Origin of the sequence: Pseudarthrobacter humi (assembly GCF_024294965.1) — a bacterium.
GTDB classification, from domain to species: Bacteria; Actinomycetota; Actinomycetes; order Actinomycetales; family Micrococcaceae; genus Arthrobacter; species Arthrobacter humi.
In genome coordinates this window covers 91,749-110,935 of the sequence record NZ_JANCLV010000015.1, presented here as the reverse complement: position 1 = coordinate 110,935, position 19,187 = coordinate 91,749, and the positions used below count along the sequence as shown (strand labels likewise).

The window sequence follows — 19,187 nt, the reverse complement described above, 5'->3', positions numbered from 1 at the left end:
TGCACCGACCTGCTCACCCTCACCACGGCCAAGCAAGGCCCCAAGAACCAACCATCAATCCGGGCAAAATCAAATGATTCCACGATGAAAGCTACGCGGGCATCTTGACATGATTCCTCGGGGACCTCGTCCGCAGGGACGCACGCCGGCCGGTCACAATCGGAAAGTACATAACAATTCCCGGGAGGTGATGTACACCACCGGCAGGTGTGGGCTACGCTTTTTTCACTTCGTGGCGCAGGTCACGTAACCTGGGAGCAGCAGGCAGGGTCGTAATGAGCTGGCATCAATGGATGCCGGCTCTTTTTTGTTGGGTCGGCTCCACCAGAAACGCGTTGGAAATACGCGCTTAATTTCGTTGGTGGACCGTAAAGGTTCCACCTCGTAGAAGTTGGGATATGACCATGAGCAACAAAATCGTCCTCGGCGACAACCAGTACGGCAAGGCGGAAGTCCGCGTCGTCAAAGTCACCCGCGACACCGACCGCCACCAGATCGAAGACCTGAACGTCACGTCGCAGCTGCGCGGCGATTTCGAGGCTGCGCACCTCAAAGGCGACAACGCCCACGTCGTCGCCACGGACACCCAGAAGAACACCATCTACGCCTTCGCCAGGGCGGGCGTTGGCTCCCCCGAAGCCTTCCTGCTTCGCCTCAGCGAGCACTTCACGTCAGGCTTCGACTGGGTTACGGGCGGCCGCTGGGAAGCCGAGTCCTACACCTGGGACCGCATCCAGTCGCACGGCTCCGAACACGACCACAGCTTTGTCCGGAACGGGCAGGACGTCCGTACCGCCGTTGTGGTCCGGGACGGCAACACCACGCACGTGATCTCCGGGCTCAAGGACCTGACCGTCCTGAAGACCACCCAGTCCGGCTTTGTCGGCTACCCGCGAGACAAGTACACCACCCTGCCCGAGACCACGGACCGCATCCTGGCCACGGATGTTTCCGCCCGCTGGCGCTACAGCACGGGCCTGGACCACACGGCCACCGATTTCAACAAGAGCTACGAGGACATCAAGGCCCTGCTGCTCGAGGGCTTCACGGAGAACTACTCCCACGCCCTGCAGCAGACCCTGTTCGACATGGGCAAGAAGGTCCTGGAAGCACACGGCGAAGTGGACGAGATCAAGTTCTCGATGCCCAACAAGCACCACTTCCTGGTTGACCTCAGCCCGTTCGGGCTCGACAACCCCAACGAAGTCTTCTTCGCCGCGGACCGCCCCTACGGCCTGATCGAGGCCACGGTCCAGCGCGAAAACTCAGGCACGGCCCCCGCCGCCTGGAACGGCATCGCCGGCTTCTGCTGATCTGCCACCGGGTTCGACGGGCTCGGCCACCGGACCACCCCCGGTGGTTGGGCCCGTCCCCGGTGGTTGGGCCGTCCCCGGTGATTGAGCTTGTCGAAATCCACCCGGTCACGCTCCCCAAAGCCCCAAATTGTTAGCCAGACATTGTTAGCCAGACGAAGGCGTCTGCCATGAACCAAGAAAGTCTGCCATGAACAGCAAGAAGAATTCCCGGCCCGCGTCGACTAATTCCGCGGCCCGCCCCGAGGACAAGCGCCTCTCCATCGGAAGCACGTTCGCGTACGGCTTCCAGCACGTTTTGACCATGTATGGCGGCATCATCGCCCCGCCGCTCATCATCGGAGCCGCAGCCGGCATGTCCGCCACGGACATCGGCCTGCTCATCGCGGCCTGCCTGTTTGTCGGCGGCCTCGCCACCATCCTGCAGACCGTGGGCATCCCGTTCTTCGGATCGCAGCTGCCGCTGGTCCAGGGCGTCTCCTTCGCCGGCGTCTCCACCATGGTGGCGATCGTCCAGGGCGGCGGCGGCATCCAGGCCGTCTTCGGTTCGGTCATTGTGGCGTCCCTGATCGGCCTGGCCATCACGCCGCTCTTCTCCAGAATCATCAAGTTCTTCCCGCCCGTGGTCACCGGCACCGTCATCACCACGATCGGCCTGACCCTCATGCCGGTCGCCGCCAACTGGGCCATGGGCGGCAACGCCAAGGCCGAGAACTACGGGAGCGTGGCCAACATCGGCCTCGCGGCCGCCACCATGGGCATCGTCCTGCTGCTGAGCAAGGTGGGCAACGCCGCCATCTCCCGGCTGTCCATCCTGCTTGCCATGGTGATCGGCACCGTGATTGCACTGTTCACGGGCATGGCGGACTTCTCCAAAGTGGGCCAGGGCGACGTTGTCGCCTTCCCCACGCCGTTCGCCTTTGGCCTGCCGACCTTTGAGATCGCGGCGATCATTTCGATGCTGATTGTCATCCTGGTGACGCTCACCGAGACCTCGGCGGACATCATCGCCGTCGGCGAGATCGTGGACACCAAGGTGGACTCACGCCGCATCGGCGACGGCCTGCGGGCCGACATGCTCTCAAGCGCCATCTCGCCCCTGTTCAACTCCTTCACCCAGAGCGCCTTCGCCCAGAACGTCGGCCTCGTGGCCATCACGGGCATCAAGAGCCGCTTCGTGGTGAGCGCCGGCGGACTCATCCTGGTGATCCTGGGCCTGCTGCCCATCCTCGGCCGTGTGGTCGCAGCGGTTCCGACACCCGTCCTGGGCGGCGCCGGCGTCGTACTCTTTGGAACGGTGGCCGCCAGCGGCATCCGCACGCTCGCCAAGGTGGAGTACAAAAACAACATGAACCTGGTCATCGTGGCAGCATCCATCGGCTTTGGCATGATCCCGATTGCGGCCCCGAAGTTCTACGACCAGTTCCCGTCCTGGTTCGCCACGATCTTCCACTCGGGCATCAGCTCGGCCGCCGTCATGGCAATCCTGCTGAACCTGCTCTTCAACCACCTCAAGGCCGGCAACTCGGAGAACCAGTCAGTGTTTGTGGCCGGCACCGCCCGCGTGGTCACAGAAGCCGACTTGAAGATCCTGGCCGACGGCGACCGCTACGAGGGCGGCAAGCTCATCGACGCCGAGGGCAAGGAAGTCCCGGTGGAGTCGTCGTCGAAGTCTGACCACTAGGGCAAGCCGACCACCAGCAAACCACAGCGCGAACTGGCAGCAAATGCCCTCAAATGTGGAATTTGAGGGCATTATCTGCCAGTTCGCGCTGGTCGTGGGGCGGGGGATGGACGACGGCGCCGCGCCGTCAGTTCTGGTTGAGCTCCGCCGAGATCGCCAGCGCGGCCTGGCGCAGCAGCGGCACGGCGCGGTCGGCGAAGCTCTGGTCCACGCGGCTGATCGGCCCGGAGACCGAGATGGCGGCAGGTGTGGGCGCGTTGGGCACGGCCATCGCGAAGCAGCGCACGCCAAGCTCCTGCTCTTCCTCGTCGATGGAGTAGCCGCGTTCACGGATCAGCTTGAGGTCGGCCAGGAGGGAGTCGATGTCGCCGATACTCTTGGCCGTGGGGGTGGGCATGCCGGTGCGGGCCACGATGCCGCGCACCACGTCGTCGTCCAGCTGGGCCAGGATCGCCTTGCCGACGCCGGTGTCGTGCGTGTGGGCGCGGCGGCCCACCTCGGTGAACATGCGCATGGAGTGCATGGAGGGCACCTGGGCCACGTAGATGACCATGTCCGAATCCAGCACGGCCATGTTGGAGGTTTCGCCGAGGCGCTCCACGAGGTTCTTCAGCTGCGGGCGGGCCACGGCTCCGAGCTGCTTGCTGGCGCCTTCGCCGAGCCGGATCAGCCGGGGGCCCAGTGCGTAGCGGCGGTTGGGCAGCTGGCGGATATAGCCAAGCGAGACCAGTGTGCGCAGCAGGCGGTGGATGGTGGGCAGGGGCAGGTCCGTGGAGGAGGAGAGCTCGCTGAGCGTCACGTCTCCGCCGGCGTCCGTGATGAGTTCCAGCAGTTCGAAGACGCGCTCGACGGACTGCACGCCTCCGGAGGCTTTTTCAGCCATTCCGTTGCCTCCTTGGGGCTCAGATTCTGACAACTCTTATCCACATCGTGAAAAGAGTTGCTTAGAACACTCAACATACAGCACCACAGGGCCGGACGCGATGCCCCCAAACATGACCGTCAGGGGGTTGCATTTCCACTTTGCAGATAATAATATCCATAATACGAAAACATTTGGTTGCACAAGCGGTCCTGAAACGGACCCCACGAGGAGGAAATTCAATGGCGAACCCGAGCCCCGGAAATTCGATCACCCTGCGCGTCGCGGCGCCGTCCAGCTTCACCGCCACGAGTGAACTCGCTGCCGCCGTCGGCGCAGCCGGTGCGGCCATCACGGCGCTTGACGTCACGGAATCCCACCACGACACCCTGGTTGTGGACGTCACCTGCAACACCACCGACGACGACCACGCCGCCCGCGTCAAGGACGCCCTGAACGCGCTCGACGGCGTCACGGTCCAGCACGTCTCGGACCGCACCTTCCTCATGCACCTCGGCGGCAAGCTCGAGGTGGTCCCCAAGGTAGCCCTGCGCAACCGCGACGACCTCTCCCGTGCCTACACCCCCGGCGTCGCCCGCGTCTGCCTCGCAATCGCCGAAGACCCGGCAGCGGCCCGCAACCTGACCGTCAAGCGCAACACCATCGCCGTCCTCACCGACGGTTCGGCCGTCCTGGGCCTGGGCAACATCGGCCCGGCCGCGGCGCTGCCCGTTATGGAAGGCAAAGCCGCCCTGTTCAAACAGTTCGCCAACGTCGACGCCTGGCCGGTCTGCCTGGACACCCAGGACACCGAGGAAATCATCATGATCGCCAAGGCCATGGCGCCTGTCTACGGCGGCATCAACCTCGAGGACATCGCGGCGCCGCGCTGCTTTGAAATTGAGAAGCGCCTGCGCGACGAACTCGACATCCCCGTCTTCCACGACGACCAGCACGGCACCGCCATCGTCACCCTGGCAGCCCTCCACAACGCCCTTCGCGTGGTGGACAAGAAGCTCCCCGAGGTCCGCATTGTTGTCTCGGGCGTCGGCGCCGCCGGTTCGGCCATCATCCAGCTCCTCAAGGCCCAGGGCGCGCAGCACATCGTTGCCGCCGGCCGCTCCGGAGCCATCCACTCGGGCGAGCAGTACGACGACGAGCACCGCGCCTGGATTGCCGCGAACACCAACGAGGAAGGCTTCTCCGGGACCCTGCACGAGGCCATGGCCGGTGCCGATGTCTTCATCGGCGTCAGCGCCCCGCACGTGATCGGCGAGGAGCAGGTCGCCGCCATGGCCGAGAATGCGATCGTCTTCGCGATGGCCAACCCGACCCCGGAGATCGACCCTGTCATCGCGTCCAAGCACGCGGCCGTGGTAGCCACGGGCCGCAGCGATTTCCCCAACCAGATCAACAACGTGCTGGCCTTCCCGGGCTTCTTCCGGGGGCTGCTCGACGCCGGCGCGAGCGACATCACGCCGGAGATGCTGGTGGCCGCCGCAGACGCCATTGCCAACCGGGTGGCTGACGACGAGCTCAACGCGAGCTACATTATCCCCAGCGTCTTCGATCCTCATGTAGCCGCCGATGTGGCTGCCGCAGTGGCAGGCGCCGCTCACGCCGCCCGCGCTCTCTAGAAAAGGACTTACGAATATGGCTATCACTGTTACTGACCGCCAGCCGGTCGCCCGCGCCGAGGAGATCCTCACCCCCAAGGCCCTGGCCTTCATCGAGGAGCTGCACCGCCGCTTCGCCGGCACGCGCAACGAGCTGCTCGAGGCCCGCCAGGCCAAGCGCGACGGCGTCGCCCGCACCAGCCGCCTGGACTTCCTCCCGGAGACGCAGGAAATCCGCGACGGCGACTGGAAGGTCGCCGAGGCGCCCGCCGCGCTGCAGGACCGTCGCGTCGAAATGACCGGCCCGGCCACCCCGGCCAAGATGGCCATCAACGCCCTGAACTCCGGCGCCAAGGTATGGCTGGCGGACCTGGAGGACGCCAGCACGCCCACATGGCCCAACGTCATCGACGCCATCCTGAACCTTCGCGACGCCGCAACCGGCACCCTGGCCTACACCTCGCCCGAAGGCAAGGAATACACACTCCGCACCGACGCGCCGCTGGCTGTTGTGGTGGCCCGCCCCCGCGGCTGGCACATGCCGGAAAGGCACCTGCTGATCGACGGCGAACCCGCCGTGGGTGCGCTGGTGGACTTCGGCCTGCACTTCTTCCACACCGCCAAGCAGCTGCTGCTCAACGGCCACGGCCCGTACTACTACCTGCCCAAGATGGAATCGCACCTCGAGGCCCGCCTCTGGAACGAGGTGTTCGTCTTCGCCCAGGACTTCCTCGGCATCCCGCAGGGCAGCGTCCGCGCCACCATGCTGATCGAAACCATCCCGGCCGCCTTCGAGATGGACGAGTTCCTTTACGAACTCCGGGACCACGCCTCGGGCCTGAACGCCGGCCGCTGGGACTACCTTTTCAGCATCATCAAGTACTTCCGCGATGCTGGCGAGGAGTTTGTGCTCCCGGACCGCGCCTCGGTGGTCATGACTGCTCCGTTCATGCGGGCCTACACCGAGCTGCTGGTGCAGACCTGCCACAAGCGCGGCGCCTTCGCCATGGGCGGCATGGCCGCCGTCATCCCCAACCGCAGGCACCCCGAAGTCACCGAAGCAGCCTTCGCCAAGGTCCGCGCGGACAAGACCCGCGAGGCCAACGACGGGTTCGACGGCTCCTGGGTGGCCCACCCGGACCTGGTCCCCACCTGCCGCGAGGTGTTCGACGCCGTCCTCGGCGAGCGCCCCAACCAGCTGGACAAGCAGCGCCCCGAGGTTTCGGTTACCGCTGACCAGCTGATCGACATCGCCTCGGCCGACGGCCGGGTCACCGAAGGCGGGCTGCGCCTGAACCTGTATGTCGCCGTCGCCTATACCGCCGTCTGGCTCTCCGGCAACGGCGCCGTGGCCATCCACAACCTGATGGAGGACGCCGCCACCGCCGAGATCTCCCGCTCGCAGGTATGGCAGCAGATCCGCAACAAGTCAGTCCTCGCCGACACCGGAAACACCGTCACCCGCGAACTGGTCGAAAAGATCCTGGGCGAAGAAACGGAACGGCTCCGCACCGAGTTCGGGGACGAGGCCTTCCGCCTGTACTACCAGCCGGCCAGCAAGCTGATCGCCGAGATCTGCCTGTCCGAGGACTACACGGACTTCCTCACCACTCCGGCCTACGAACTGGTGGGCTGAGTCATGGCGGTCTCCCCCACGCCGTCGCTCTCCGCGGCGGACCTTGCCGCCATCGACGCACAGCTGGCCGCCACCGACCAGCTGCTGGAGCACAACTACCCGGGTGACGACGGCACCCGCCAGCCCGTGCACACCGTGTACGTGCCGGCGGACCGTTTCACGCCGTCGTTCGCTGCCGACTGGGGTGCCCATGCGCTTACGACGGCGGAGGCTCACGGCGGGCTCGAGAAGCTCGGCGCGCTGCTGGGCCAGGAGCCGGAGCTGGCTGCCGCCGTCGCCGGACGTGTCGCCGCCAAGCTGCGCACGGAACCGATCGAGGACCTGCGCCTGGACTTCGAGGATGGCTACGGCGACCGCGGCGACGAGGCGGAAGACGCCGACGCCGTTGCTGCCGCCAACGTGGTGGCCGCGGCAGTTGCCGCCGGCACCGCACCGCCATTCATCGGCATCCGCTTCAAGTGCTTCGAGGCGCCCACCCGGGTCCGCGGCCTGCGCACCCTGGACCTCTTCGTCTCCACCCTGGCCAAAGCCGGAGACCTTCCAGCCGGGCTCATCCTCACCCTGCCCAAGGTCACCACCGTGGCGCAGGTCCAGGCCATGGACTTCGCGGTGTCCCGGCTGGAGGAAGTCCACGGGCTTCCCGCCGGCCGGCTCCGCTTCGAGGTCCAGGTGGAAACGCCGCAGCTCATCCTCGGACCGGACGGCACCTCCCCGGTGGCGCAGTTGCCGCACGTGGTTCCGGGTCGCATCAGCGCCCTGCACTACGGCACCTACGACTACTCCGCGTCGCTGCAGATCTCGGCCGAGTACCAGTCCATGGAGCACCCGGTGGCGGACTTCGCCAAGGAAGTCATGCAGCTGGCCGTCGCCGGCACGGGCATCCGGCTCTCCGACGGTTCCACCAACATCATCCCGGTGGGCGACGCCGTCGAGGATGCCTGGAAGCTGCACGGACGGCTCGTCCGCCGCTCGCTGGAACGCGGCTACTATCAGGGCTGGGACCTGCACGCCGCCCAGCTGCCCAGCCGTTTCGCCGCCACGTATGCGTTCTACCGCGAAGGGCTTCCGGCCGCCGCGGGACGCCTGCGCACCTACGTGGAACGAGACAACGCAGACGGTACGGAAGGCGGGGTCATGGACGAACCCGCCACCGCCCGGGCCCTGGCCGCCTTCGTCCTGCGCGGCGTCCAGTGCGGCGCGGTGGGGACCGAAGAGGTCCAGGCGCTCGCCGGCGTCGAACTTTCCCAGCTGACCGCACTGGCGCACCCGCGGCTGGCACACTCCACTTCAAAGTAAGGATCCAATGATGGGCAAGTACTACTACCCCCAGGGCGGACTGCCGCCGCAGACGCACCTCACCACGGAGCGGGCCATCGTCACGGAGGCCTACACGGTCATCCCCAAGGGCGTTATGACCGACATCGTGACCAGCACGCTGCCGGGTTTCTCCAACACCCGCTCGTGGATCCTGGCCCGCCCGATCTCCGGGTTTGCCACCACGTTCTCGCAGCTGATCGTGGAGATCGGCCCCGGCGGCGGCGCTCCGAAGGCCGAGTTTGAGCCCGGCGTTGAGGGCGTTGTCTTTGTCACCAAGGGCAAGGTCAACCTGACCCTCGACGGCGAACTGCACCAGCTGGAGGAAGGCGGCTACGCCTACCTGGCCGCCGGATCCACCTGGGGCCTGGAAAACGTCTCGGATGACATTGTCTCCTTCCAATGGATCCGCAAGGCCTATGAGCGGCTCGAAGGTTACGAGGCCAAGTCCTTCGTCACCAGTGATGCCGAGGTGGAACCCACGGCGATGCCGGATACCAACGGCGCCTGGAAGACCACCCGCTTCACGGATTCGTCCGACCTGGCCCACGACATGCAGGTGAACATCGTGACGTTCCAGCCGGGCGGGGTCATCCCCTTCCCGGAGACCCACGTCATGGAGCACGGCCTGTACGTCCTGGAGGGCAAGGCCATGTACCTGCTCAACAACGACTGGGTTGAGGTGGAGGCAGGCGACTTCATGTGGCTGCGCGCCTTCTGCCCGCAGGCCTGCTACGCCGGTGGCCCCGGCGAGTTCCGCTACCTGCTCTACAAGGACATGAACCGCCAGATCAAGCTGACCTAGGCCGTCTTACACCGGCCGCCGCTGACCCGGCTGGCTCGTACCGGCTGGCCGCCGAAATCGCCGGAACACTGTTCCGGCGATTTCGCGTTAAGCTCCGGCGGTGAAGCGGCCGTGGTGGTGCTCCAGGCGGGAGTGGGCTACTTCGTCCATGTTGGCCTCGGCCCAGTCCTTCATCTCATGGATCACGCAGAGCAGGGAGTGGCCCAGGGTGGTGAGCTCGTAGTCCGTCCGGGCCGGCACGGTGGGTGTCACGGTCCGCGAGACCAGGCCGTCCCGTTCCAGGGAACGCAGCGTGGAAGTCAGCATCTTCTGGCTAGCGCCCGGGATCTGCCGCCGGAGCTCACTGTGCCGTTGTTGCCCCTCGGATAACGCGAGCATCACCAGGCTCACCCATTTGCTGCTTATGGCCTCCAGCAGCTGCCGTGCCGGGCATCCGGGCAGTGCGGCGTTGTACTCGAGCCGAGTTTCGTGCCGCTTCTGGCTGGCTGTCAGGGTCATGTCCACCCACGCTTTCCATCAGGATCTGAAGTGCGCCGCCAAGCCTACGGAGGCAAGGTTTCCGGGAGGGAAACTCCCGCAACATTCGGTCATACGGGCACCCCGGCGTGCCCGGGGCACTTTGAGGTGCCTCCTGTTGCGGTCCCCTGATGCGGGCAAGGATCGTGAGGGCGGCCGGACCGGCCGCCTCCAAGGAAAGGACCTTCATGCCCACGCTCCTGCACATCAACGCCTCTCCCCGCGACGCCCACAGCGGCTCGCTCCAGTTGGCCCGCCACTTCATCGACGCCGTGCAGGATGCGGGCGGGGAGCCCGTCACGGTTGAGGTCTTGAACCTGTTCGACGCCGGCGCCCTCCCCGATTTCGGCCGCCACGCTGCCGCCGCCAAGATGGCCGTCTTCTCTGGCCAGGAGCAGAGCCCGGAGCAGGTGCACGCCTGGCAGGCCGCCCGGGCCGTGTTCGAGCAGTTCGCGGCCGCCGACGCCTACGTCTTCAACATCCCCATGTGGAACGCCGGAGTCCCGTACGTGCTCAAGCAGTGGATCGACATCGTGACCCAGCCGGGCTGGACCTTCGGTTTCGACCCCGCCACTGGCTACCGAGGCCTCCTGGAAGGCAAGCACGCCCTGGCCATCCACAGCAGCGGCGTCTACGCGCCGGGGGTTCCCGCGGCCTTCGGACAGGACTTCAGCAGCACCTTCTTCGCGGACTGGCTGGATTTCGTCGGCATCGAAGACGCCGTGCACGTGCGGTTCGCACCCACCGTGCTGAACGGCGACGTCGGCAGCACCCGAAGCAAGGTGGAGGCGGAACTGCTCGACGCCGTCGCCGCCTTTGCCGGCAAGCTCCGCGGCGCCGGTGTTCTTGAGCCCGCCAGCGTCTGAAAAGGCGGCCCGACGACGGCACACGGGTGCCGCCGTTGGGCCCCTCTGGGTGGTGAGTCGCCCCCTACGGCGCGCAGGAGACAACCGCGAGCAGCCGCTGAGCGACTCCTGAAGCGCGATCATTCCCACCCGGCGGAAAATAAATTCCCACGTCGTGGGAACTTTTTAATGCCGTCTGTGATTCCAGCCACTAACGTCGCTCTTATGCATACCGATCCGAGCCAGTCCGTGATAGCGGAAGGCAACGCCTCGCGGTTCGTCGACATCCTGCTCGAATTCGCGCGGCACCGGACCCTGACTGCAGCCCAGATCAGCAAAACAACGGGCATCCCCGCGAGCGCCGTGTACCGGCATTTGGCACTGCTGGTACAGTCCGGGCTGGTGGCGCAGACCAGGCGCCGCGGACAGTACAGCGCCGGCCCGGAAACGCTGCGCCTCGCCGCCAACTTCCACCAGGAAGCCATGGTCAAGGGCCGGATCTCGGAGCAGCTACAGCTGCTCTCCGATGAAACCCAGGAACTCGCCGCCTACCTGGTGGTCCGGGGCGCGGAAGCATTGTGCGTGGATGCCATTGAAGGCCCCCAGATGCTGCGCTGCAGCTACTCGCCGGGCCGCTCGCTCCCCCTGCTGAAAGGCGCCAGCGCAATGGCCCTGCTGGCGCACCTGGACCCCCAGGAGCAAAGCAGGATCGTTGCCGGGCTCGGACTGAGCGCGGAAGACGCTGACAACCTGAACCACGAGCTCCAGCTCGTCCAGGGCCGCGGCTTCGGCCTCAGCTACGGGGCGGTGGATGCGGGCGTCTGGGGCGTCAGTTTCCCCGTCTTCGACGACGGCGGCCGGCTTTTGGGTGCCGTCAGCACCATGGCTCCGGCGGACCGGGCGGTCCGGCGCGAAAAGCAACTCATAGCAAGCACCCGTGACGCCGCCTTGGCGCTCGGACACGGAGAAGGATCCCGATGACCAACCCCACTATCCAGCACACGTGGACGGGCCGCGACGACGGCCCCGGGCACGAACACCGGCGCTGGCACCACGCAGTAAACACGGCCCAGGCCGGCACCCCGGGAATCGCCATCCTTGGATTCCGCAGCGATGAAGGCGTCCGCCGGAACAAAGGCCGGGTCGGCGCCGTCGACGGTCCCGCAAGCATCCGCTCCGCCCTGGCACCCATGGCGGCGCCGGCGGAACTCCTGGTCCACGACCTTGGCGACACCACCGTAGTGGACGGAAACCTTGAGGACGGCCAGGAGCGCCTCGGTGCGGTCGTCCGCCAGGCCCTGGACGCAGGCCACCTGCCCGTCATCCTGGGCGGCGGCCACGAAACCGCCTTTGGCACCTACACGGGCCTCCGCGCCAGCCAGGTCACCGATGAACGCCGGATCGGCATCATCAACCTGGACGCGCATTTCGACCTCCGCGCCGAGGAAATCCCGTCCTCAGGAACACCGTTCCGGCAGGTGGCCGAGACCGAGCGCGCCCTGGGCCACGGGTTCAACTACACAGTGGTGGGCATCAGCCAGCCCGGTAACACCGAGGCCCTGTTCCAGACGGCGCGGGACCTTGGCGTCAAGTACCTCCTGGACGAGGAATGCACCGAGTCCAAGACTGAGCAGGTCCGGCAATTCACGCAGGACTTCATCGACTCCGTGGACGTCGTCTACCTGACCATCGACCTCGACGTCCTCCCCGCGTACGTCGCCCCCGGTGTCAGCGCACCGGCGTCGTACGGGGTTCCGCTCTCCGTGGTGCTGGAAGTCTGCCGCCAGCTCGCCCGCTCCCCCAAGCTCGCCGTCGTCGACGTGGTCGAACTGAACCCAAGGTTCGACGTCGACTCCCGCACGGCACGCACGGCCTCACGCCTCATCCACACGATCGCCACAGAGCGATCCGGGCACCGGCATGCGTAGCCGGAAGCCCGCCTCCCCCCCCAGAAACGAGCACACATGAAGAACCGATTCTCGCGATTCGGGTGGGCTGCCACGACGGCCGCCCTCCTGGCCGCGCTGGTGGGGCTGGCCGCACCGGCAGCCCAGGCCGAGACCACGCCCGCAACCCCGTCGGCCGGCAAGATGGCGGACCTCCGCTCCGGCAAGACCACCCTCAAAGTGGGCACGGACGCCTCCTTCCCGCCGTTCGAATTCACCGATGCCAACGGCACCAAGATCGGTTTCGACATCGATGTTGTGCGGGATCTCGCCGCCAAGGCGGGCATCAAGAACGTCGAGTTCGTGCAGATGCCGTTCGGCAACATCGTCCCGGCACTGCAGGCGAACCAGATCGACGTCGGCGCTTCCGCCATCTACATCAGCCCCGAGCGCGCCAAGGTGGTGGACTTCTCCGAGATCTACTACCCCGGCGGCCTGGGCATGTTCGTCTCCACGTCCAACGACACCGTCAAGTCGCTGGCCGACCTCGCCGGCAAGAAGGTCGCCGTGCAGGTGGGCACCAAGTCCGTTGAGTGGCTGCGCCAGAACCAGCCCCAGGCCGAGCTGGTGCAGGTCCAGACCAACGACCAGATGTTCTCCTCGGTCAAGCTCGGCCAGGCGGACGCCGTGGTCACCGGGCAGCCCGGCGGCCGGTACTTCATCCACGAGCAGGGCGGCCTGAAGCAGGTGGGCGACCGCCTGACGAACGAGAACTACGGTTTCGCGTTCCAGAAGACCGACTCGGACATCCGCGAGGCGTTCAACACGGCGCTGAAGGGCATGCAGGATTCGGGCGACTTCACCAAGGCATCCACCAAGTGGTTCGGCGACGAAACCAGCACCGCCACCGGTCCCGCCAAGGAACGCAGCATCTTCAACGTCGCCTCGATCACCAATTCCTGGGGCCCGCTGATGCAGGGCCTGGGGACCACGCTGCAGATCATCGCCCTGTCACTTGCCCTGAGCCTGCTGTTCGGCATGCTGGGCGGCTTCGCCAAGCTCTCGCATATCCGGCCCATCCGCTGGATCGGCAAGGTGTACGTGTCCGTGGTCCGCGGTACGCCGTTCATCGTGCAGCTGTTCTTCATCTACTTCGGCCTGCCGCAGCTGGGCATCCAGCTCTCGCCGATGGTGGCCGGCATCCTTGCCCTGGGCCTGTACAGCGGCTCGTACGTCACGGAAATCGTCCGTGGCGCCATCCAGTCCGTGGACAAGGGCCAGATGGAAGCCGCCCGGTCCTGCGGCATGAGCTCCGCCTCCGCGCTGCGCCACGTGATCATCCCGCAGGCCTTCCTGCGCATGCTCCCGCCGCTCGGCAACGAGTTTGTGTCCCTGACCAAGAACTCCGCCCTGGTGTCCTTCGTGACCATCAGCGAACTGTTCCTGGTGGGCCAGACCATCATTTCCCGCACCTTCGATGCACTGACCGTGTACGTCTTCATCGGCCTGGTGTACTACGTCCTCACCAACATCATCGGCCTGGCCGCAAACGCAATCGAGAAGAAGATGGCGGTTTACATCTAATGGCACTCCTGGAAACGAAAGAGATCACCAAGTCCTACGGTGACCACCACGTCCTTAAGGGCATCGACTTCACCATCGAGCCCGGCGAAGTTGTCGCCGTCATCGGCCCCAGCGGCGGCGGCAAGTCCACCTTCCTGCGCTGCCTGAACCTCCTCGAGACACCCACGTCCGGCCACGTGGTGTTCGACGGCGAGGACCTCCTGGCGCCAAAGGTGGACCTGGACCGCCTGCGCTCCCGCATGGGCATGGTGTTCCAGCAGTTCAACCTGTTCCCCAACATGACGGCCCTGAAAAACGTCATGCTGCCGCAGATGGATGTGCTGAAGGTCAGCAAGAAGGACGCGGAAGCACGCGCCATGGAACTGCTCGAAAAGGTCAACATGACCCATCGGGCCCACGTCTACCCGAACCGGCTCTCGGGTGGCCAGAAACAGCGCATCGCCATCGCCCGCGCCGTGGCCATGAACCCCAAGGTGATGCTCTTCGACGAGCCCACCAGCGCCCTGGACCCCGAAGTGGTCCATGACGTCCTGGACGTCATGGCCGGCCTCGCCGCCGACGGTATGACCATGGTGGTGGTCACCCACGAAATGGGCTTTGCCCGCAAGGTGGCCGACCGCGTGGTGTTCATCGACGGCGGCAAGATCGCCGCCGACCTGCCGCCGGAAGAGTTCTTCTCCGAAAGCAACACCAACCCGCGCATCCGGTCGTTCCTGGAGAAGGTTCTGTAACGCCCAGACCGTCCACTGAACACTCCCCAAAAGATAAGGGCGGTGGCACCGACTTCCGGTGCCACCGCCCTTCGGGTTTGTCGTCGAAGTGTGCGCCAGTGCGAGGCGTGCCTCACGGTCAGGGCTCGGTAACCGTCCGCGGTGCAGGTTCAATTGCCCACGCGGCTTCGTGCAGGAAACTGGCCAGCCGCCGCTGGAAGCCGGCCAGCCTCCTGCGTGTGCGCCCGGCCTGTCGTGGCGCCACAACGGGTGCATCCGGCAAGGCGCTGCGGCTGTCGTTGTTTATAAGGTGGACGACTACCCAAGCCATCATCATCGAATTATCCATGGTTCTCTTCTTGTCATTGGTGGCGGGCACGGAACTTGTGCGCGCGGTTGTTCGGTGGTGCGCAGGCTTTCGGGTTTGCACTTTCCCGGTGCGGATTGGCTACATCTGGCTGTGCGCGGCGACGGCGGGATCTCCGCCGGTGCGGGCGCCCGACTCCAGTTCCGTGATTTCGGCTACCTCCGCGGCCGTCAGCGACACGGCGGCAGCGCCCAGGTTCTCCCGCATGCGTGCGGCCTGGACCGACTTCGGGATGACGATGGTGCCCTGGCTGAGATGCCACGCGAGCACAACCTGGGCAGGTGTGGCACCGCACTTCGCGGCCACGGACTTCACGGTGGCCGCTGCCAGATCGGCGCCCTGCCCCAACGGGCTGTACGCCTCCACCGCAATGCCCAGGGAGCGGCTCTTGGCCGCCAGTTCCTGTTGCTGGAAGGCGGGGTGGATTTCGATCTGGTTGACGGCCGGGTCAACGTCCGCCACCGCCAGGAGTGTGTCCAGGTGGTCAGCCAGGAAGTTCGAAACTCCGATGGCGCGGATCTGGTTGTTGGCGTACAGCTTTTCCATGTCCTTCCAGGCCTCCGTGAAAAGTCCCTGTGCGGGCACGGGCCAATGGATCAGGTAGAGGTCCAGGTAATCCAGGCCCAGGGCTTGGAGGCTGTCCTGGAAGGCGTGGTGGGCCATTCCTTGTTCACCGTTGCGCAGCTTGGTGGTGATGAAGAGTTCCCCGCGGGGTATGCCCGAAGCGGCAATGGCTGCCCCGACGCCGGCCTCGTTCCGGTACGCCGCGGCGGTGTCGATGTGACGGTAGCCGGCTTCGAGGGCATCCTCGACGATGCGCTGCGTTTCTTCCGGCGGGACCTGGAATACGCCGAAGCCGAGTTGCGGGATCTGGACGCCGTTGTTGAGGGTCACGGTGGGGATGGTAATTTCCTGTGGCTGGGACATCATCAGTTCTTCCGGTGGTTGTGTTGTTTGCTCGAACAGCCCTACACGGGCAGGTTATGCACTCAACGCTAGGCACCCCGGCAGTCCGTGTCAGCAGATATGCCATTCCCTCCTTTTCCTAGGACTGGCAGTCCTACCTTGGTCACTGGAAAGCGGGGACGCCGGCTTGGACAATGGAACACATGGGTCAGAGCGCGGAGTTTGGAAAGTTCCTGAAGGCAATGCGGTCACGGCTGACGCCGGAGCAGGCCGGGATAGCCGCGACCACAGGCGGCAGGCGTGTCCCCGGGCTGCGACGCGAGGAAATCGCGCGCCTTGCGGATGTGAGCACCGACTACTACACCCGGCTCGAACAAGGCCGGAACATCCACCCGTCCCGGGCGGTGATGGATTCAGTGGCGAGGGCCCTGCGCCTGGATCCTGGCGAGCAGGCGCACATGTTCGACCTTCTGGAGAACTGCGCGAAGTCCCAGCATTCACCCATTCCGGAACAGGTTGTTCGGCCGGCTCTCCGCCAACTCCTGGACGCCGTGGGCAACGTTCCCGCCCTGATCCTGGGCCGCCGCACAGATGTTCTGGCCGGCAACCGCCTGGCGTTCCTTCTGCTTGCGGAATTCCCGGCCATGCCGGCGGCGGAGCGGAACCTCACCCGCTGGATCTTCCTCGATCCGCGTTCCCACGATCTCTTCCGGGACTGGGAGACCGTGGCGGCCGAAGCCGTCGGGACCCTGCGCGCGGACATCGGCCGGCACCCCAACGACCCCCAGGCCAATCAACTCGTCGGCGAACTCGCAGTGCACAGCGAACGCTTCCGCCAATGGTGGGCCGGACACCGGCTGGCCACAGGGTCCGCAGGCAGTGTCCGGCTGCACCATCCCGTCGTCGGGGACCTGGAACTGAACTTCGAAGACCTGACGATTCCCGACGATCCAGACCAGGTGCTGCGGGTGTATTCAGCGAAGCCGGGCTCGCCGTCGGCCGATTCCCTGACCCTGCTCGGCAGCTTCGGCGCCGAAGTGCTGGCCGCCGCGGCAGCCCCTCGGGCCACAGAAGACACGGACGCGTCCGGCGCCGGCAAGGCGCCCTGACTTCCTGAAGGACAGCGGGTCACATCCTGCGCGTAGCCTCTGTGACAAGACCTGCCACCGGCCCCCGTGGTAATCGTCGTAGGTCCGCCCGGGCCCTCCGGTGCGGATCTACACGACCCGAAGGATGGAAATGCGCAGCGCCACACTAATGACCAGGAAGTCTTTGCTAGTTGGATCCGGCCTGGGGCTGCTGGCACTAATCACCGGCTGCAGCAGGTCCGCTGCCGGGGCCGCGGCACCCTCGCCGGCCGCCTCCGCAGCGCCCCACGCCTGGTCCTACGACGGCGCCGAGGGTCCCGAACACTGGGGCGCCCTGAGTTCCGATTTCGGCTCCTGCTCGTCCGGCACCGCCCAGTCCCCCATCGACGTCGGGGGTGGGTCGGACCTTTCCCCTGCGCCGCTCGCCGTCGACTATTCCGCCTCGGAAGGCGAGATCACCGATAACGGCCATACCACCGAGCTGCGTGCACTGACGGCCCAGGGCATCACGGTTGGCGGCAAGGAGTACGCGTTCAAGCAGATGCACTTCCATGCCCCGTCCGAGCACACGCTGGGTGGAGTCCGCTACGATGCCGAGTTCCACTTCGTCCACCAGGCCGACGACGGCGGGCTGGCCGTCGTCGGGATCCTCGCCACGGTGGGGGCTGACAATGCGGCGTGGGCACCGTACACGGACGGCGTGCCAGCCGCCGCCGATGGGCAGAAGGTGGCGGCCGGCGTCGTGGACTTCCCGGGACTGTTCCCGGCGTCGCTGGACCATTTTGCGTATGACGGCAGCCTGACCACTCCGCCCTGCTCGGAAGGCGTACGCTGGCTTCTTCTCGAGACCCCCGTCGAGCTGGGAGCCGGACAGCTCGCCGCACTGCGCGCGGCGCACGCGGGCAACAGCCGGCCGGTCCAGCCGCTCAACGGGAGGGACGTCGTCGCGGCGGACCAGTAGAACCTCAGACCGTGGCGGGGTCCGTGTTGGCGCCGCAGAGGATCACGGCCACGCGTTCGCCGTCCACCGGGATGTAGGCGCCGGAGAGCAGGGCGGCGAAAGCAGTGGCCGCGCCGTGCTCCACGATGATGCGGTACTGCTCCCACAGCAGGGAGCGGGCGGCCACGATGTCGTCGTCGGAGACCAGCACGGCGCGGACGCCGGTCCGGACGGCCACGTCGAAGCCGATCCGGCCGATCTGCCGGGCCCCCAGGGAGTCCGCGGCGACCCCGGAGACGGCCACGTCCACGGGGATCCCGGCCGCGAGCGCGGCGTGCAGGGTGGGCGTTGAGTGGGACTCAACGCCCACCACTTTGGCCCGGCCTTCCACGGCGGCTGCGACGCCCGCCATGAGCCCGCCGCCACCCACGGCCACCACCACGGTGTCCACGTCGCCCAGCTGCTCCAGCAGCTCGGTTCCGATGGTACCGGCGCCGGCTGCGATCTCAGGCTGGTCGTAGGCGTGGCAGTAGACCGCGCCCGTTTCGGCGGCGTAGGCCATCGCGGCGTCGTAGGCCTGGGAGTATTCGGTCCCGCGCTGGACCACGTTGGCGCCGATATCCCAGAGCTTCTTGACCTTCACGGCCGGGGCGGTTTCGGGCACGAACACCGTGGCCGGGACCCCCACTTCCGTGGCCGCGTAGGCGTTGGCGAGCCCGGCGTTGCCGCCGGAGGCCACCACAATGCCGACGTCGTCCTTGAGTTCGCCGCGCTCCCGGCAGGCCAGGACCCGGTTGAACGCACCCCGCGCCTTGAAGGTGCCGGTGTGCTGCATGAACTCGCATTTGAGCCACACCTCGCCGGGGAATTGGCCTCGGTCAGCCGCCAGCACGGGCGTGACGCGGATCCTCCCCGCAATCCGGGCAGCGGCTTCGTCGACGTCGGTGCGTGTGATCATGGGGAAATCCTCGTTCCGGGGTGGGGCTGGGTACAACGTTCAGGCTATCGCCCGCGTGGTGCCGCCGTCGTTCCGTCCCAGTGTCTCGGCGCAAAAGCGTCCCAAAGAGGGAAATGGGCCGCTTGCGCGCGCCGGGTTCGCGGCATGCCGGATTACC

Annotated in this window: 18 protein-coding genes; 13 read left to right on the top strand and 5 right to left on the bottom strand. The window is 66.2% G+C overall.

Annotation, left to right across the window (positions count from 1 at the left end):
* The first annotated feature begins 398 nt into the window (after positions 1-398).
* Both pucL and NFC73_RS17805 read left to right on the top strand, forming a co-directional pair.
* Complete coding sequence (gene pucL, locus NFC73_RS17810; protein ID WP_254752358.1) at positions 399-1,313, top strand: factor-independent urate hydroxylase; 915 nt, start codon at positions 399-401, stop codon at positions 1,311-1,313.
* A 190-nt stretch (positions 1,314-1,503) separates the two neighbouring features.
* Positions 1,504-2,997 carry a nucleobase:cation symporter-2 family protein gene (locus NFC73_RS17805; RefSeq protein ID WP_254752356.1) on the top strand — a complete coding sequence of 498 codons (1,494 nt, stop codon included), beginning with the start codon at positions 1,504-1,506 and terminating at the stop codon, positions 2,995-2,997.
* A gap of 127 nt (positions 2,998-3,124) precedes the next feature.
* Here the strand turns inward: NFC73_RS17805 and NFC73_RS17800 are convergent, their stop codons facing one another.
* Positions 3,125-3,880 carry an IclR family transcriptional regulator gene (locus NFC73_RS17800; RefSeq protein WP_254752354.1) on the bottom strand — a complete coding sequence of 252 codons (756 nt, stop codon included), beginning with the start codon at positions 3,878-3,880 and terminating at the stop codon, positions 3,125-3,127.
* A 221-nt stretch (positions 3,881-4,101) separates the two neighbouring features.
* On the opposite strand from NFC73_RS17800, the gene NFC73_RS17795 reads away from it, so the two are divergent.
* From NFC73_RS17795 to NFC73_RS17780, 4 genes are read left to right on the top strand one after another with little or no spacing between them, the layout of a single operon-like run.
* Entirely contained in the window at positions 4,102-5,496 is a 1,395-nt protein-coding gene (locus NFC73_RS17795; protein ID WP_254752352.1) for an NAD-dependent malic enzyme, read from the top strand.
* Between the two features lie 16 nt (positions 5,497-5,512).
* On the top strand, positions 5,513-7,111 hold the full coding sequence (gene aceB / locus NFC73_RS17790) for a malate synthase A (RefSeq protein WP_254752350.1): 1,599 nt from the start codon (positions 5,513-5,515) through the stop codon (positions 7,109-7,111).
* Positions 7,112-7,114: 3 nt separating this feature from the next.
* Positions 7,115-8,407 carry a DUF6986 family protein gene (locus tag NFC73_RS17785; RefSeq protein ID WP_254752348.1) on the top strand — a complete coding sequence of 431 codons (1,293 nt, stop codon included), beginning with the start codon at positions 7,115-7,117 and terminating at the stop codon, positions 8,405-8,407.
* A gap of 10 nt (positions 8,408-8,417) precedes the next feature.
* Complete coding sequence (locus NFC73_RS17780) at positions 8,418-9,230, top strand: bifunctional allantoicase/(S)-ureidoglycine aminohydrolase (protein ID WP_056341567.1); 813 nt, start codon at positions 8,418-8,420, stop codon at positions 9,228-9,230.
* A gap of 87 nt (positions 9,231-9,317) precedes the next feature.
* Here NFC73_RS17780 and NFC73_RS17775 read toward each other — a convergent pair whose 3' ends face one another.
* Positions 9,318-9,728 carry a winged helix-turn-helix transcriptional regulator gene (locus NFC73_RS17775; RefSeq protein ID WP_254752346.1) on the bottom strand — a complete coding sequence of 137 codons (411 nt, stop codon included), beginning with the start codon at positions 9,726-9,728 and terminating at the stop codon, positions 9,318-9,320.
* 206 nt (positions 9,729-9,934) lie between these two features.
* Between NFC73_RS17775 and NFC73_RS17770 the strand changes: the two genes are divergently transcribed.
* The 5 genes from NFC73_RS17770 to NFC73_RS17750 all read left to right on the top strand — a co-directional run bounded on the left by NFC73_RS17770 (position 9,935) and on the right by NFC73_RS17750 (position 14,792).
* A complete protein-coding gene (locus tag NFC73_RS17770) occupies positions 9,935-10,612 on the top strand; it encodes an FMN-dependent NADH-azoreductase (RefSeq protein ID WP_254752344.1) in 678 nt (225 codons plus the stop codon).
* Positions 10,613-10,816: 204 nt separating this feature from the next.
* Positions 10,817-11,572, top strand: coding sequence for an IclR family transcriptional regulator (locus NFC73_RS17765; RefSeq protein ID WP_254752342.1), 756 nt, complete (start codon positions 10,817-10,819; stop codon positions 11,570-11,572).
* Positions 11,569-12,519, top strand: a complete 951-nt coding sequence (hutG, locus tag NFC73_RS17760) for a formimidoylglutamase (protein ID WP_254752340.1) — start codon at positions 11,569-11,571, stop codon at positions 12,517-12,519. Before NFC73_RS17765 ends, hutG begins: the two co-directional genes overlap by 4 nt.
* Positions 12,520-12,555: 36 nt before the next feature.
* Positions 12,556-14,061 (top strand): ABC transporter substrate-binding protein/permease, encoded by a 1,506-nt coding sequence (locus tag NFC73_RS17755; protein WP_254752338.1) that lies wholly within the window; start codon positions 12,556-12,558, stop codon positions 14,059-14,061.
* On the top strand, positions 14,061-14,792 hold the full coding sequence (locus tag NFC73_RS17750; RefSeq protein WP_254752336.1) for an amino acid ABC transporter ATP-binding protein: 732 nt from the start codon (positions 14,061-14,063) through the stop codon (positions 14,790-14,792). The genes NFC73_RS17755 and NFC73_RS17750 overlap by 1 nt, the downstream gene beginning before the upstream one ends.
* 118 nt (positions 14,793-14,910) lie before the next feature.
* Here NFC73_RS17750 and NFC73_RS17745 read toward each other — a convergent pair whose 3' ends face one another.
* Both NFC73_RS17745 and NFC73_RS17740 read right to left on the bottom strand, forming a co-directional pair.
* The gene (locus NFC73_RS17745; RefSeq protein WP_254752334.1) at positions 14,911-15,120 is read right to left on the bottom strand and encodes a hypothetical protein; all 210 of its coding nucleotides are present in this window, start codon (positions 15,118-15,120) and stop codon (positions 14,911-14,913) included.
* 99 nt (positions 15,121-15,219) lie between these two features.
* Entirely contained in the window at positions 15,220-16,065 is an 846-nt protein-coding gene (locus tag NFC73_RS17740) for an aldo/keto reductase (protein WP_254752366.1), read from the bottom strand.
* Positions 16,066-16,247: 182 nt separating this feature from the next.
* Between NFC73_RS17740 and NFC73_RS17735 the strand changes: the two genes are divergently transcribed.
* Together NFC73_RS17735 and NFC73_RS17730 are read left to right on the top strand one after the other, a co-directional pair.
* Entirely contained in the window at positions 16,248-17,153 is a 906-nt protein-coding gene (locus tag NFC73_RS17735) for a helix-turn-helix transcriptional regulator (RefSeq protein WP_254752332.1), read from the top strand.
* A gap of 130 nt (positions 17,154-17,283) precedes the next feature.
* Positions 17,284-18,093, top strand: coding sequence for a carbonic anhydrase (locus tag NFC73_RS17730; RefSeq protein ID WP_254752330.1), 810 nt, complete (start codon positions 17,284-17,286; stop codon positions 18,091-18,093).
* Positions 18,094-18,097: 4 nt separating this feature from the next.
* Here NFC73_RS17730 and NFC73_RS17725 read toward each other — a convergent pair whose 3' ends face one another.
* Complete coding sequence (locus NFC73_RS17725; RefSeq protein WP_254752327.1) at positions 18,098-19,030, bottom strand: threonine/serine dehydratase; 933 nt, start codon at positions 19,028-19,030, stop codon at positions 18,098-18,100.
* Positions 19,031-19,187 lie beyond the last annotated feature (157 nt).

Coding starts and splice junctions, on each gene's coding strand:
- pucL (WP_254752358.1), top strand. CDS start 399: ATGACCATGAGCAACAAAATCGTCCTCGGCGACAACCAGTACGGCAAG.
- NFC73_RS17805 (WP_254752356.1), top strand. CDS start 1,504: ATGAACAGCAAGAAGAATTCCCGGCCCGCGTCGACTAATTCCGCGGCC.
- NFC73_RS17800 (WP_254752354.1), bottom strand. CDS start 3,880: ATGGCTGAAAAAGCCTCCGGAGGCGTGCAGTCCGTCGAGCGCGTCTTC.
- NFC73_RS17795 (WP_254752352.1), top strand. CDS start 4,102: ATGGCGAACCCGAGCCCCGGAAATTCGATCACCCTGCGCGTCGCGGCG.
- aceB (WP_254752350.1), top strand. CDS start 5,513: ATGGCTATCACTGTTACTGACCGCCAGCCGGTCGCCCGCGCCGAGGAG.
- NFC73_RS17785 (WP_254752348.1), top strand. CDS start 7,115: ATGGCGGTCTCCCCCACGCCGTCGCTCTCCGCGGCGGACCTTGCCGCC.
- NFC73_RS17780 (WP_056341567.1), top strand. CDS start 8,418: ATGGGCAAGTACTACTACCCCCAGGGCGGACTGCCGCCGCAGACGCAC.
- NFC73_RS17775 (WP_254752346.1), bottom strand. CDS start 9,728: ATGACCCTGACAGCCAGCCAGAAGCGGCACGAAACTCGGCTCGAGTAC.
- NFC73_RS17770 (WP_254752344.1), top strand. CDS start 9,935: ATGCCCACGCTCCTGCACATCAACGCCTCTCCCCGCGACGCCCACAGC.
- NFC73_RS17765 (WP_254752342.1), top strand. CDS start 10,817: ATGCATACCGATCCGAGCCAGTCCGTGATAGCGGAAGGCAACGCCTCG.
- hutG (WP_254752340.1), top strand. CDS start 11,569: ATGACCAACCCCACTATCCAGCACACGTGGACGGGCCGCGACGACGGC.
- NFC73_RS17755 (WP_254752338.1), top strand. CDS start 12,556: ATGAAGAACCGATTCTCGCGATTCGGGTGGGCTGCCACGACGGCCGCC.
- NFC73_RS17750 (WP_254752336.1), top strand. CDS start 14,061: ATGGCACTCCTGGAAACGAAAGAGATCACCAAGTCCTACGGTGACCAC.
- NFC73_RS17745 (WP_254752334.1), bottom strand. CDS start 15,120: ATGGATAATTCGATGATGATGGCTTGGGTAGTCGTCCACCTTATAAAC.
- NFC73_RS17740 (WP_254752366.1), bottom strand. CDS start 16,065: ATGTCCCAGCCACAGGAAATTACCATCCCCACCGTGACCCTCAACAAC.
- NFC73_RS17735 (WP_254752332.1), top strand. CDS start 16,248: ATGGGTCAGAGCGCGGAGTTTGGAAAGTTCCTGAAGGCAATGCGGTCA.
- NFC73_RS17730 (WP_254752330.1), top strand. CDS start 17,284: ATGCGCAGCGCCACACTAATGACCAGGAAGTCTTTGCTAGTTGGATCC.
- NFC73_RS17725 (WP_254752327.1), bottom strand. CDS start 19,030: ATGATCACACGCACCGACGTCGACGAAGCCGCTGCCCGGATTGCGGGG.